General features: G+C 50.4%; 11 protein-coding genes and 1 tRNA gene. 4 read left to right on the top strand and 8 right to left on the bottom strand.

The window, feature by feature from the left end; all coding sequences use genetic code 11:
* Positions 1-212: 212 nt before the first annotated feature.
* Genes JUF13_RS12970 through yycF form a run of 4 tightly spaced genes read right to left on the bottom strand, consistent with a single transcriptional unit; the run spans position 213 to position 4,996 of the window.
* Positions 213-1,070, bottom strand: coding sequence for a two-component system regulatory protein YycI (locus tag JUF13_RS12970; RefSeq protein ID WP_203640027.1), 858 nt, complete (start codon positions 1,068-1,070; stop codon positions 213-215).
* 28 nt (positions 1,071-1,098) lie between these two features.
* Complete coding sequence (locus tag JUF13_RS12965; protein ID WP_203640026.1) at positions 1,099-2,397, bottom strand: YycH family regulatory protein; 1,299 nt, start codon at positions 2,395-2,397, stop codon at positions 1,099-1,101.
* Positions 2,384-4,240, bottom strand: a complete 1,857-nt coding sequence (walK, locus tag JUF13_RS12960) for a cell wall metabolism sensor histidine kinase WalK (protein WP_203640025.1) — start codon at positions 4,238-4,240, stop codon at positions 2,384-2,386. Before walK ends, JUF13_RS12965 begins: the two co-directional genes overlap by 14 nt.
* 39 nt (positions 4,241-4,279) lie before the next feature.
* Positions 4,280-4,996 (bottom strand): response regulator YycF, encoded by a 717-nt coding sequence (gene yycF / locus JUF13_RS12955; RefSeq protein ID WP_125764968.1) that lies wholly within the window; start codon positions 4,994-4,996, stop codon positions 4,280-4,282.
* Between the two features lie 1,044 nt (positions 4,997-6,040).
* Here yycF and JUF13_RS12950 point away from each other — a divergent pair.
* The 4 genes from JUF13_RS12950 to JUF13_RS12935 all read left to right on the top strand — a co-directional run bounded on the left by JUF13_RS12950 (position 6,041) and on the right by JUF13_RS12935 (position 8,929).
* Positions 6,041-6,113, top strand: a tRNA-Lys gene (locus JUF13_RS12950).
* Between the two features lie 171 nt (positions 6,114-6,284).
* Positions 6,285-6,956 carry a DUF6198 family protein gene (locus JUF13_RS12945; RefSeq protein ID WP_225893702.1) on the top strand — a complete coding sequence of 224 codons (672 nt, stop codon included), beginning with the start codon at positions 6,285-6,287 and terminating at the stop codon, positions 6,954-6,956.
* Between the two features lie 159 nt (positions 6,957-7,115).
* Positions 7,116-7,427, top strand: a complete 312-nt coding sequence (locus JUF13_RS12940) for a hypothetical protein (RefSeq protein ID WP_203640024.1) — start codon at positions 7,116-7,118, stop codon at positions 7,425-7,427.
* Positions 7,428-7,927: 500 nt separating this feature from the next.
* Positions 7,928-8,929: a matrixin family metalloprotease gene (locus JUF13_RS12935; protein WP_225893701.1), complete on the top strand. Its 1,002-nt coding sequence runs from the start codon at positions 7,928-7,930 to the stop codon at positions 8,927-8,929.
* Between the two features lie 60 nt (positions 8,930-8,989).
* On the opposite strand, the gene JUF13_RS12930 is transcribed toward JUF13_RS12935, so the two are convergent.
* The 4 genes from JUF13_RS12930 to JUF13_RS12915 all read right to left on the bottom strand — a co-directional run bounded on the left by JUF13_RS12930 (position 8,990) and on the right by JUF13_RS12915 (position 13,369).
* A complete protein-coding gene (locus tag JUF13_RS12930) occupies positions 8,990-9,229 on the bottom strand; it encodes a hypothetical protein (protein WP_203640023.1) in 240 nt (79 codons plus the stop codon).
* Between the two features lie 548 nt (positions 9,230-9,777).
* On the bottom strand, positions 9,778-11,397 hold the full coding sequence (locus tag JUF13_RS12925; RefSeq protein ID WP_203640022.1) for an ABC transporter substrate-binding protein: 1,620 nt from the start codon (positions 11,395-11,397) through the stop codon (positions 9,778-9,780).
* Between the two features lie 450 nt (positions 11,398-11,847).
* Complete coding sequence (locus JUF13_RS12920; protein WP_203640021.1) at positions 11,848-12,120, bottom strand: hypothetical protein; 273 nt, start codon at positions 12,118-12,120, stop codon at positions 11,848-11,850.
* 73 nt (positions 12,121-12,193) lie between these two features.
* A complete protein-coding gene (locus tag JUF13_RS12915) occupies positions 12,194-13,369 on the bottom strand; it encodes an MDR family MFS transporter (protein ID WP_203640020.1) in 1,176 nt (391 codons plus the stop codon).
* Positions 13,370-13,550: the final 181 nt, after the last annotated feature.

Genomic DNA, 13,550 nt, shown 5'->3' with positions numbered 1-13,550 from the left:
GTCACCTAACCAATACCCGAAACACTTCACTGTAAATCGTTAATTTAACAACATTCTTATTGACAAGCCGTAGAAAAAGAGGCCCAATTCGAAAATGAATTGAACCTCTCAAATTCCCCTCATCAACACCCGTTGACAAAGAGCCAAAATTTTTTGTCCCAGCAAAAAAGGCGGCTCGCGGCCGCCTTTCGTCATTTTTCAGTTAACCTGGCTTAGTTGCTGGTAGTCGAGGTCCCGCTGACCGTCTTCACGTTGCTATCGTTGGTCAGGATGGCCCCGGTGAACGCGTTGACGTGCTTCAGCTGGAGGACGCCGGCGTTGTTGCCGCTGTTGGCCTTGACCGCGATGACCCAGGTTGGGATGTAGACGCTGCTATTCTTCAACGTGAAGTAGCGCGTGTACGCCAGCTTGGTCCAGACGATCTTGGTGTTGTTGGCAATCTGATTGTACTGGTACAACCAGATCAGCGCCTTGCGTTCCGAAATGGTCTCGGTCTTTTCCCGCAAGGTCGCGACGTCCGTTAGATACCCTTGGGTGTAGCCGGTCACCTGGCCGTCATTGGTCAGGCTAAACCGGATTTCCCCGTAACGCGAATAAATCTGCCCGTCCGTCACGTGTTGCGTGTAGACCACGGTGTTGTGGCTCGACAACTGTTTGTTATAGAAGTAATTCGTCCCGTTTAAAATGAGCGCACCGTTATTGACCACGGTATCCAGCGTTTTATCCGGATGCTTGGGGTCCACGCCGGTGACGGCCGTCTTAAACGTCGAGGCAATCGTCCCGTCCGTTTCGTAACGCACGGTCTGGTCGCTCAAACTGGTCAGGTTACTCTTGATGCTATCGTCGTTAGTTGTGGAAATGTAGTAGCCCTCGCCACTCTTCTTCGATGGCGTGTCAAACGTAATATCGTCAGAGCGCATTTCCTTAATGATCGTCGTGTCACTATCGGCCGAGCGGCTGGACGTGGTATCGGTCTCCCCGGACGTATCGCGCTGAAAGGCGGCGAACAAGAAGATATCAATAACAATGAACGCGACTAAGAATAACCACTCGATGCGGCGAAAATCCATGCCGGACCGCCCTCCTTTTTTGACCGGTTTATGACTGCTTTAGCATCTGGTCGTAAGTTTTCCAGCTTCCGTTGTAGAACACGTACCAGGTTGGCGTCAAATTGACGACCTTATCCGATGAGGACGAGGCCAACCACTGGTAACCCAACTGCAACGTCGCCATTTTCTTCTTACTATACCCGGCCGCTACCAGTCGGTCAATGACGCTTTGCGTGCTAGGCAACGACTCGGCTTTCTTATCGTTAGGAACAGGCACTTGCAGGCTGTACAGTGAGAAATTGTACCGCCGGACGCCCTGCGCTAACATCTGAATCCGCGCCGCCCCGTAGTTACTCTGGTTAAAAATGGGGAACCCTTCAACGAAGCTCCGGTAGGTCACGGTCGACTTCCCAGAATTGTAGCCGTAATAACGCAGGTTTTCCATGGGAATCCCGATGGACTTGACCGCACTATAGCTGGCACTGAGCGCCTGGCTGAAGTTGAATGACGATTGTAGCGCACTGTAGTCCTCGTACAACGCCGTCCCGCTCTTGTTGTAAACGGTCAGCTGGCGCGAGGCCCCGTCGCTATAAATCGTATTATCCTTATTCTTCTTAGCCGAAACGTTGGTCGACTCCCCCTTATTAAGCAAGCGGGTGGTAAAGTAATCCGTCGACTGTTGGTTGACCAAATAGCTATACGACTGAACCGTCACACTGTTCGTGACGTACGGAATCGCCGACTTGGTGAACCATTTCATCTGGACGTCGATGCGGAACAAGTTTTCCTTCAAAATCTTCTGTAGCGCGGCGAGATCACTCTTGCGCACACTGATCCGGTAGACTTCTTGATCCTTGTCATCCAGCAAATACAGGTGTTTGGCATCGTTCAGCGGCACCATGATCCGGGAAAACTCCGCGGAGGTCCGGGCGAGCTTACTGCCAAAAATCGTATTAAACATTTTAATATTAACCGGTGCCGAATAGGACATCAGTAAACTACTCTTGGTGGTTAAATAATGCATGTACGCTGAACGTGAACCGGGCTGTACCCGACGGATACTCCCCAGGTCCCATTTAGACAGGGCCTCGCGAATCTCCGTGGTCAGGTTAACTTTCCGGTTGTTCAGCAGTTCTTGCTTGCCGCTGCCGTTGGTGTACACCACCTCGGTCGGCAAATAAACGTCCTTTTGCGGCCGGGTATTCAGCTCGGTCGTCGGCGTATTGGAGCTGCGCTGGCGACTGCGCTCATACTGCGCGGGATTCGTCCAAATCATGGCGGATAACGTCACACTGACTGCCACGGCTAAGGTCAATCCCAGTGGTAGAAATGCTTTAGTTATCTTCATCCCAGAGATCCTCCTCATCGTACGGCTTGTAAGGCAAGGAAATGTAGAACGTGGACCCGCGGCCTTCGCGACTGTCGACCCAGATTCGGCCGCCCAGCATTTGGACGACTTCCTTGGAAATCGCAAGACCCAATCCAGTTCCGCCTTGTGCCCGTGAACGGGCCTTATCTACCCGGTAGAACCGGTCAAATATCCGCGGAATATCTGCCCGTGGAATCCCTAACCCTTGGTCAGACACGCTTAAAATCACGTTGTTGTGGGTCTCCAACAGGCGGGCCGTGACGATGCCACCATCGGGTGAATACTTGATGGCGTTGTTCATCAGGTTATCCAGCACCTGCGTGAAGCGGTCCGTGTCGATTTCGACCCAGAGGTCCCGCTTGGTGAAGTCGCGCTTGATGGTGTAGGTCTTTTCGGGCTTATCATCTTGCTTCAACATCATGTCAAAGCGGTCGAGCACGTAGTTAAATAGTTCGTTTAAGTTGACCATTTCCAGGTCGACCTTTTGTGTCCCGGAGTCCATCCGTGACAGCGTCAACAGGTCGTTGATCATCCGAATCATCCGGTCAGTTTCTTCCTGGGTGACCTTCAAGAAGCGTGGCGCCACCTCGGGATCCTTCCAAGCCCCTTCGGACAGGGACTCGATGTAGGCCCGCACGGAGGTTAACGGCGTCCGCAACTCATGGGACACGTTGGAAACGAATTCCTTCCGGTCCTGGTCGATTTTCTGTTGTTCGGTGACATCGTGGAGCACACAAACTAATCCGGAAATGAAGCCAGACTCCCGTTGAATCAAGGAGAAGTAGGCTTGCAGGATCAAATCATGTTCTTTAGTGGAAAAATCCAACACTAAATCATCGGGATCTTCTAGCAGTTCGCGCAATGTATAGTCGTCACGAATATCCAGTAAGTCCAAGATGGATTTACCCACGGCATCATCGGGGTCGTGGTCCAGGAAGCTGCTAGCAGTCTCGTTAATGATGGTCACGTTACCGCGCCGATCGGTGGCAATAACCCCATCGGTCATGTGGGCCATGACGGAGTCGAGTCGCCGCCGTTCGGACTCGGTAGACTCTTGGGCCTCTTCCACCCGCACGGACAGGTTATTGACGGCGCTGGCCAGTTGGCCCAGTTCATCGTTCCCATACACGTGCACGTGGCCAGAGTAGTCCCCTCGAGCGATGCGCAACGTTTGTTTCTTCATTTCATCGATTGGCCGGGTTATAGCCCGGGAAATAATTATCGCCATGACCAGCCCCAAAATAATCGCCACAAACGTTGCCGATACGTAGATTAGCGTGATTTGATTGATATTTTGATAGACCGAGTCCAGACTGGACCGCATGTAAATAACCCCGACTAACTCGCTGTTATTTCCCTGGGTCCGAATCAACCGCGTAATCGTGGTGTAGTACCGACTATTATTCTGTGAATTATAGGTCGTCCGCACCACGTCACGATTGTTGTAGATGGCATTCTTAATGTTATTATCAGTGGTTTTCTGGCCCACGATTCCTTGGTTATCGACCTCATTGGTCCCACGGATGGTCCCCTTGTTGTCGATGACCCGAATCTGAGCGTTATTGGTATTGTTGATTTCCGACAGTGTCGACTTGATTTGTTTGTCACTCTTGGCGGCACTCGTCGTAGTCAACTCGTCAGACAGCCGATTGACAATGTAGGTCTGCACCACCTGTTGAGCCTTGAACGTGTTTAAGTTCTGGCGTTCCAACTGACGGACAAACACAGCGCCAACGATCTCCAGCGTTAAAAGTAGGAGTAGCGCGAAGACCAGCGCGATTTTAAAATGAATCGACTGGAAAAATTTTATTTTACTATTCACGAAGTCACATACTCCTCAATGCGAGATTTAGCGTTACCGCTAGGCTTGGTCGGAATCTGGGTTGCGCAGGTAATACCCGACACCCCGCCGTGTGACCAGCCAAGTTGGGTGGCTAGGGGCATCTTCAATCTTTTCACGGAGCCGCCGAACCGTCACGTCCACCGTCCGGACATCACCAAAGTAATCATAGCCCCAGACCGTTTGCAGCAAGTGTTCCCGGGTCATGACTTGGCCAATATGTTGGGCCAGGTAGTGGAGCAGTTCAAACTCGCGGTGCGTCAGATCAATGTTAGCGCCGCGCTTGGAGACGGAGTAGGCTTCGGGATGGATGGTTAAATCACCGATTTCAATGTCTTGGTTTTCCGGTTCTTCAGGTTGGGCGTGTGCCGCAGCGCTTTGCCGCCGCAGGTTAGCCTTGACCCGGGCCACCAATTCCCGGTTAGAGAATGGCTTGGTGACGTAATCATCGGCCCCAACTTCCAGCCCCACGACCTTATCCAGTTCAGAATCTTTGGCCGTGACCATGATGATTGGCATATCATGCTTTTTCCGGATAGACTTGGCAACTTCCAAGCCATCGAGCTTAGGTAACATCAAATCCAAAATAACCAGGTCCGGGTTCCCCTCTTCGACCTGTTGCACAGCGGCTTCGCCATCGTAGGCGACGTCCACTTCGTAACCTTCTTTTTCCAAATTAAACTTCATAATATCAGTAATTGGTTTTTCATCATCGACAACGAGAATTTTCTTAGGCATAGTAAAAATTTCCTCCTTAAGGGAAATACGAGCGATCCGATAATTGCAGGATTACCGGCAGGCCGGCCGTTGGGTGTCAAAATACCACCGACAACGGGGCCACAGCAGTTTATTTTCAGTTTTTTCATCGTTTAAAGTCAAGGAATATCGGCGCTCTTTTGTTGAACGCCTGGTGTTTTTAAGGGGCGCTGCCCGACCCGATAAGGTTCCGGTGTCGTTGAGAGCAACGCTAACTGAATTATAACACATCATGAAGTTTCTTTCAGTCCTAGTGTATCAAGGATTTAAGGTGATTTTAACCTGGTATTTCCCGGGAAATACTATAGCTTAGTTGACAAAATGTGAGATTTTGTCAACTAAGTTCATGAAAAACAATTGAAAGCCCCGTCCTATGCCGGCGAAGTAAGAGGTTCTTTACAATTTCAGGTCAAATCGATTACGGGTTAGGCTGCGCTTTTTTCTACCTTAAAAGTTAGCTTTGGTGTGATAACCCGTCGTATTTTCGTGATCGCCGACTGACCAACTACTCTAGTGAGCCAGCTAAAATAATTGGGTTCCCTCAGCTAACTTAATTGTCCCTTACTGGAAAAAGCCATCACCCACCAATCTGTCATCTTCTTCAATCAATTGATTTTTAAGTCGCTTCCGTTGCGGGTATCTCCTAATGATTACTTCCGAAATGCTGATTGCCACTTAAATTGGTCCATCTCAGTCAAAAACACCGGAATTTTCGCAAAATTCGGCCCTTTTCAAAAAAATCTAAAAAATTTTCAACTTTTTTTGCCACGTAAACCGACTTACTTGCCCTCGATTTACCCCGATTTTGAAAAAATTCCAAAAAACTCAAAAAACTTTTTCTCGGAATAAAAATACCTATAATCCGCATTAAACCGGGGATAAGTTTTCCTCACGTTTGATAAAATACCCAGTTTTTTTGAATAAAAATCAACTTTTTTCGGAAAAGGGGTTGCGCACCCTGCACCCGCATGATATGATAGTTCTCGTTGATATGGAAGACATACAACAGCAACAAATCAATCACATGGGCAGTTAGCTCAGCTGGCAGAGCAACGGACTCTTAATCCGTGGGTCCAGGGTTCGATCCCCTGACTGCCCATCACTTACTAATCAGCTTTCACGAGGTTAACTTCGTGGTTGCTGATTTTTTTGTATCATTGGGTAATAAATATCCGCTACATTTAATATCTATGCATAACGCCACCTGGCTTTTTCTCGCGCCGCTATCTATAGGAGGAAACGCTACGGAAATATGTCGAGGTGAGTCGTTTTGCAACAGCAAGAGAAGAAGAATCACATGTCTTATCGCGTCGTCGCCCTCATCATCGGGCTGGTCCTGAACGCCTTTGGAAACGCCCTGAGCGTCGCTGCCAATGCCGGTAGTGGGATTTGGACCGCGGCGGCCGTCAACATCGCCTACTGGATTCATGGCAACGTGGGGGTCATCCTCCTGATTGTTGGGATCTGCAGTGCCTTGTTGAACCAATTTCTGATTCACCAGGTCGACATCCCCCGCTTTGTTGGTGAGGTCGTCTTCATTTCCGGTTTCAGCTATTTCATTGATTTATTCGTGGCGATGTTTACCAAATGGGGAATTCCCGACCTGAACTTAGCCTGGCGCATGCTGCTGAGTATCTTGGGGGTTACCATCTTTGCCTGCTCAATTTCCATTTACCAGCGAGCCAATCTGATTATGCATCCCAACGATGACACCTCCAACATCCTGCGTTTCATGTACCTGGGTGGTCGCGCGACGGCGTCACAATTCGTCGACTTCATCCCACCGATCATTATGATTGCCGTCTGCTACGCGTTCACCCGGCAAATTTACTCCGTGAACGTAGGGACGCTTTACTCCATCCTCTTCAACGGCGTAATCATTGCGGCGTCTGACAAACATATCATGCCGCATCTATACCATAATTTTCGCGCCTCTCATTAATATTTGAACTCACGCCGCCAATCACACCTGATTGGCGGTTTTTTTGACAAATCATTTAATGACGCATACTGAATAATTTATTAAGTTTATTTATAAGACAATTTACTAGCTATTGCCGCTACTTTCCCGTATTCTAACAGGACAAGGGGGAAAACACACATGAACGATGCTACGCTGACTCACGAATTTTTGTTGCTAGAGGTCCTAAACGCCATCTGCGCCAAGACCAAAATCAAGCCCAGCGCCTTAATACTCCTGAACTTCCACTTCACAGATTCGCAATTGCAAGCCCTAGATACCTACTTATTTGATCACGCCTTCGGTCAGCAGGCCCTGTCCACGCAAGACGTCGCCCAAAAACTACACGAGATTCGTCCTAACATGACCGCTGCCGACTATTTCTTCATTGCCCAAGACCTCGTCGCCGCCTGGAAGCACGAGGAGCGTTACCATGGACTGAATTTTATTTAGACTACATATAGGGAGAAACGCGTCAAAAATTAGCCAATTGCTCACGCGCTCAATCGCATAACGACGTGTCTCAGTGAGAAATATCTACGTACAGCAGACAGAATTTTGGGCCACCCTCAGCGCTAACCTTCAGGGGTGGTGAAAATTGCACCACAAGCTTAACGTCAGTGACCAGAGGCAGGCCTGCTGTGTCGATAGTCCTTGTGGAGCGCTCTTCTCTACTTAGAGCATGGGCCAACCTTTGAGACCGCTTCGCAGGCGCAAAGTTGAGGTTTCAGCCTGAGAAAGCGGCCCCACAGCAGGGCGCTTTGAGCCCGCCGCCAGGAACGGCCTACAGAACACTGCATGCTAATCTTCACCAGCCATTACCCCCTAATTCAGTCTGGACAAGCGTTAACTGTGGGACTAAGCTTAGGTAATAAGCGGGTTGGACAGTTTAGTAACAAGGCATTTTAGTGACTGGTTCCATCCCCAGCTAATTTGGAGAGGAGTCGTTTCGTTTGCAAAAATCTGTCATCTTGCTAACGACCTGCTTAGCGCTCCTTGGCGGCGTTTCTGCTAGTGCGGCCACCAAGAACCCTACGCCGGCAAACAAGTACCGCTACGCCGCTAAGAAGGCGTCCTATTACAATAAATCAATCAGTGCCTACTACCGTTCCATCTGGACGGCGGCCCGCAAGTCCTGGAATAACTCTAAGGCCTTCAAATGGTCGACCACCAAGAATAAAAAGTCGCGCACGTTTACCACGAGTGTTGCCAAGAATTCCGGTATCTGGACCAACGCTACCGGGATGGCCTACAACGGCATGTCTTATGACAAGACCGGCCACCAGACCGGCGCGGCCATGTATCTTAACCGCACCGTTTTAAAAAAATACAAATACAATAAGAAACAACGCACCAACGTCGCTATTCACGAAATGGGCCACGCGCTGGGATTGAGCCACAACCAGTCTGGCTCCATCAGCGTAATGAATCCAGCCAACCGGGTGCATCCCCTGCGCAACGTCGATATCCGTGGTGCCAAGAAGGTCTACACGACCCCACTCAGTACGAAAAAAGTGCTGGCTTCCTCAGCCAAGCCCACACTGACCGTCGACCACCTCAAGGATTACTCCAATGGGATCTACGGGGTGGAAGCCATTCGTAAGGACGCCGGCACCATCGTGGAGGGCAAAATTACCAAGAGTGTCGCCCACCACAAGGCGCCCAAGAACTACTACACCACCCAAACGCTAAAGATCGATGAACATTTCAAGGGTCTCAGCGGGAAGTCCATCACCTTTACTCAGGGTGGCACTACGAAAATGGCCGTTACCGACAGCGAAGTGCTCCATCAGGGTGAAGAAGTCGTGGTCATGTTAGCCAAGAACGCGGCTGGTAACTATTACGTCATCAATGATGGCCAGGGCATGTTCGTCGACACCCACACCAGCAATGGTCATGAACTGTTCGAACACGTCTCAGACCACACCATTTATACCGAAGATATGTTGCATTAGGCAGCAAAGCCGTCGTCTCCAGCACAATACTCGAGACGACGGCTTTTTATGTAGAAAAATTTACTCACGATGGAAGTACCGCAGGCCAGCCTCAATCAGGTCGATCACTGCGAACAACCCAATGAAGCCCACGATGGCCTCCAGGAAGAACCGACCGTAATCGACCCAGAACAGTTCCCCTAACGTCACCAGGTCGACGGCCCCTTTGACCAGGAAGACCGGTACCAATAAGAACAGAAATATTTCGAATAGATCCACCGTCTGTGCAACTTGGTCCATAAATAATTTGTGAAAATGCATTCCCGTACCTCCTCCGACAATGACCAACCACCACCCCCAACTTCACGCCAACAGCGTTTCCCCAAAGTTAAGTGGTGGAATAGTTCTTGCCACTCATCATACGACAGTTTAATCAGTGAACGCCACCCTTTCGGCAAAACAAAAAGCAGCCGGTCCGCTAAAGTGCGGAGCGACTGCTTTTCTAGAGGTCGAAAATTTGAGGTTAGTCGGTGAGCCCTGTCTCACGGGGCAAGCACTCACTGATTAGTTTGTTTAAATCGGTATTATCCTTTGCCTTCTGGCCAAATAGAATGGACCGGAACGCACTACTGACCATTACTCACGGAATCACGGGGCTAAAACCGTGTCAGCCGCAGGGCTGGTGAAAATGGGCTCAGCCGTGGGAGTTGCCTTAGCGGTTTCACCGCTTAGGGAACTGCTATCTTTGAGACGTGAACTTCGGCTCAAAGTAAGTCTGAAGACCGTTTCTCAGGCTTCAGACGGGCGCCCACAGCGCCACGGCCCATTTTCACCAGCCCGGAGGCGCCATCAGCGACTAGTTTAACCCGTTATTTCCAGTAAGCGTACTTGTATTGCGCGTCGCTCATCATGGTGTACTTCAACCCGCCAACGGACTTGGAAACCAGGTGCGCCTTGGCTTGTTGGTACAGAGGGACTAAGCCGGCTTGCTTGGTCACGTAGGTATCGGCTTGCTTCAACAGGTCCCACCGTTGTTGCGTAGTGTGGCTGGCCGTATCGTCAACTTGCTTCATTAAATTAGTGAAGTGAGTGTTATCCCATTTAGTAAAGTTCACGGAACTGGTCCCATCAGCCATTTGTAAGAAGTCGGCTGGGTCCCGCCAATCCGTGGTCCACCCGTCGAGGTCGATATCGAAGTTACCGGCCGCACCCTTGGCAATCTGTTGGGCCAATGGCATTGACTTGATGGTGATGCTCAGACCTGGCATGTACTTCTGCGCCTGTTGTTGCAGGTATTGGGCCACGTGCTTTTGTTCATCCGTGTCGGCGGTCAGGAGTTCCAAATTGGCCTTCTTGATGCCGAGTTCCTTCTTCGCTTGGTTCCACAATTCGGTGGCCTTCTTCGGGTTGTAACTCAAGAGGTTACCCACATCTTCGGAGAAGTCCTTGCCCGTGGTTGGGTCATTCCCATCGCCCGAAGGAATCAGGCTCTTGGCAGCTGCGGAACCATCTTGCAGAACGTTCTTGGTCAGGGCGTTCCGGTCGACCACGTAGGAGAAGGCTTGACGAACCTTGGTATTGTGCGTCACGGTCTTCTTATCGTTAAATTCCAGGAACCGCATCGAACTGTTCAGCGTCGTGTTCATTTCTGGGTTGTTGGCATTTTGCTTGATGTATTGCCCGGAAAGCACGGTTTCTTGAACCTTGCCAGACTTGAACAGGCTAGCTGACGTGCCCGGATCCTTAACGACTTGCACGTTGACCTTGGAAATCTTCACGTTCTTGGCATTCCAATAATGCGGGTTCTTAACGTAAGACCAGCTGTCAGCCGCGCCACTCCAGCCAACCAGCTTGTAAGGCCCTTCGGAGAGCGTCTTTTCAGCGCTGGTCCCGTACTTACTACCATATTTATTGAACAGGCTGGTCTTCATTGGATACGCCGCCGTGGCTAAGATATCTGGCAACCAGGGTTGTGGCTTGGACAGCGTCAACTGTAACGTGCTCTTGTCCAAGGCCTTGGCACCCAAAGCGGATGGGGCTTTCTTCCCAGCCTGAACGGCATCATAATTCTTTAAGTATTTGAGCTTGTTGGCTACCTGAGACTTGGACTTCGGATTGACCTGCCAATCAAAGGAGGTCACGAAGTCTTGTGCCGTCACAGGATCGCCGTTCGCCCATTTTGCAGCCTTTTTGATCTTAAACGTATAAACGGTGCCATTTTTCGTGGGCTTAACCACTTTTTCAGCAATCCCGGCGATGACCTTACCGTTTTTATCCAACGTGTACAGACCTTCTTCAGTCTGGGCAATCAAACTAGAACTGTTACTGTCACCCGAAATGGCGGGGTCAGCCGTGGCGGGATTCCCCACCATGGTAACGCTCAACGCCTTATCTGCTTTGTCTGCGCTCGTCTGTGCTGCAGTTGACCCACACCCGGCCAACGCCGCGACTGCCAATAACCCAAAACCTAATCCCATTAATTTCTTCATATAATCGACCCCTCATTTTGTTTGTCTGAACGAAAAAAATCGCCCGTCCTCGTTAACCACCTCTGGCTAACAAGGGCGAACGATTCGCGGTACCACCTTGTTTTATCTCTCACAGTGCATTTCACACCCGTGCGGTAATGGGCACGACCCAGGCCCGGCTACTTGATTCACCGCGCCGACCTCCAGATGCGCTTCACCCCGACCGTTTGATCCGGCTTGCATCGACCCGGACTCGCTGAACAAACGGTGAAGGGCTACTCTTCTGGGCAACGTCTTCTTGATTGATACTAAATCTATCATCATCCATTTTAAATGTCAATTCTTTTATAAACATTCATTTCTTTGCATATTTTCTGAATAATTGGCAAAAAAAAGACCAAACCCGCGTCGCCGTAGGTTGGCCCTTTTGTATATTCTGATTAAGAAACCGTTATTTTACCACTAAACTTTTTATTTATTCATATCTTGTTGCCGATGACCTGGTTGTGAAACAGTCGTTGTTTGGCGGCTAACGGTCTTCCCCGCTTGACTAGTCGTTGTCTGTGTCTTGACCGCAACGTGCCCCTTACCCGTTGTGTCGAGTTGCACCGCAGTTTGGCCAGACGTCGGTTGAACGACCGAATCCGTCACAGTTGAGCTGTTTTGCGGTACCTGACTGAAGAGCAAGCCCCCAGCAACCAGGCCCAGCATAACGCCGCTGATTCCCCTGAATTTTTTTGTCATGTGCTTTCCCCTGATTTCCCTTTAGTACAGATAACTTCCTCTGCGTTAATTATACACCAAAAGGTCAAGCAGTTTACTTATAAGTTTCCACATTCTGTTGGTTGGCGTGAATCACGACCCCATTTAACCCCAGAATCAACAGATTGGCGACCGCCGCAATGATAAATAGCAGCGTGTAGGAGCCATGGTCGATCACCAGACCGCCAAAGAGTGGGCCAAATGCCTTCCCCACGTTGGCCCACGCATTGGCCATGCCTTGGTATTTTCCCTTGACCGCGTGGGGCGTTAACCCGTTAATAATCGCTGGAATGGCCGGAAACGCCGTGGCCTCACCCATCGTCAGGATGACCATGGCAATCACAAAATGCAGGTAGTCCTTGGCAAAGATGAGTGTGACAAACGACAGCGCCACGAAGAAAATTCCGGCGTAGACCTGGAGATACAGATTGCTGAAGAAGTTGGCCAGCCAATTTAACAGCGCCTGGAACACCACGATCAGGCCGGCGTTAATCGTCCACAACAGGCTGTACTCACGCATCGGAATGCCCATCCCCGTCATGTAAACGGACAGGTTGGACACCCACTGCTCATACATCACCCAGATAATGATCAAGGAGATAAAAAATGTCGCCATGATGCGACGATTGGGCAAGGCAATGGTGACGTCCTGGGCCTGCTTGGTCACTACCTGCCGTTGCATCACGGCCGGCGCGTGGTAGCAGGTCAGCACGACCGTGAAGAAGCAGACGAACAGGCTAAACGCAATCACGAAGAGGAGCGTCACGCTGGTACTATAGACAAAGCCGACCAGCGCCGTCCCCAGCACCACCCCCAGATTTTGCGCGAAGTAGAGCATGTTGAAGATGTAGCGCCCGTCGCGACTGTGAATCGTGGTCCCCAGGGAGTTGACCATCGTCAGCGTCCAGCCGGAAGCCAATCCCAAGAAGACCAGCGCAATCGGAAACGCCGGCCAGCCATGGCTAAAGATCAGCGTTCCCAAGGTGACTAGCGACACGCTGATGCCTCCTAGCGTGAGGTAATACGGATTCAACCGGTCAAACAATCGGCCCCCAATCACACTCCCCACCACGTTCGCGGAAGAGTATAACAGTAAAATAATCCCGACCTCGGTCAACGATGCCCCCAGTCGGTTGTGCATGTAAATCGTGGTCAACGGCCAAATAAAACTCATACCGATGCTGCTGAATAAGGCCCCCAGCAGTAACCACCGCAAGCGAATCTCGCGCATAAGCCGCCTTCTTTCAAAGATTAAAATTCAATTAGATTAATTCTAGCATACGCTTTGCAGAAAATGAAGCTGGCACGGGTTAATCTGGTTGTTACCCTTGTATCCGGGATGGTGAAAACAGGAGTGGCAACGTTCGTTCCCGCCGGTGGGCTCAAGATGACCTGCTGTGGGGACCGGTTCC

Origin of the sequence: Levilactobacillus wangkuiensis, from assembly GCF_016861605.1 — a bacterium.
GTDB classification, from domain to species: domain Bacteria; phylum Bacillota; class Bacilli; order Lactobacillales; family Lactobacillaceae; genus Levilactobacillus; species Levilactobacillus wangkuiensis.
The sequence above is the reverse complement of the archived record's forward strand: the minus strand, read 5'-3'. Positions and strand labels throughout refer to the sequence as shown.

Excerpts from the sequence above, each read along its gene's own strand:
- JUF13_RS12970 (WP_203640027.1), bottom strand. The coding sequence starts at position 1,070 with ATGGATTTTCGCCGCATCGAGTGGTTATTCTTAGTCGCGTTCATTGTT.
- JUF13_RS12965 (WP_203640026.1), bottom strand. The coding sequence starts at position 2,397 with ATGAAGATAACTAAAGCATTTCTACCACTGGGATTGACCTTAGCCGTG.
- yycF (WP_125764968.1), bottom strand. The coding sequence starts at position 4,996 with ATGCCTAAGAAAATTCTCGTTGTCGATGATGAAAAACCAATTACTGAT.
- JUF13_RS12940 (WP_203640024.1), top strand. The coding sequence starts at position 7,116 with ATGAACGATGCTACGCTGACTCACGAATTTTTGTTGCTAGAGGTCCTA.
- JUF13_RS12930 (WP_203640023.1), bottom strand. The coding sequence starts at position 9,229 with ATGCATTTTCACAAATTATTTATGGACCAAGTTGCACAGACGGTGGAT.
- JUF13_RS12925 (WP_203640022.1), bottom strand. The coding sequence starts at position 11,397 with ATGAAGAAATTAATGGGATTAGGTTTTGGGTTATTGGCAGTCGCGGCG.
- JUF13_RS12920 (WP_203640021.1), bottom strand. The coding sequence starts at position 12,120 with ATGACAAAAAAATTCAGGGGAATCAGCGGCGTTATGCTGGGCCTGGTT.
- JUF13_RS12915 (WP_203640020.1), bottom strand. The coding sequence starts at position 13,369 with ATGCGCGAGATTCGCTTGCGGTGGTTACTGCTGGGGGCCTTATTCAGC.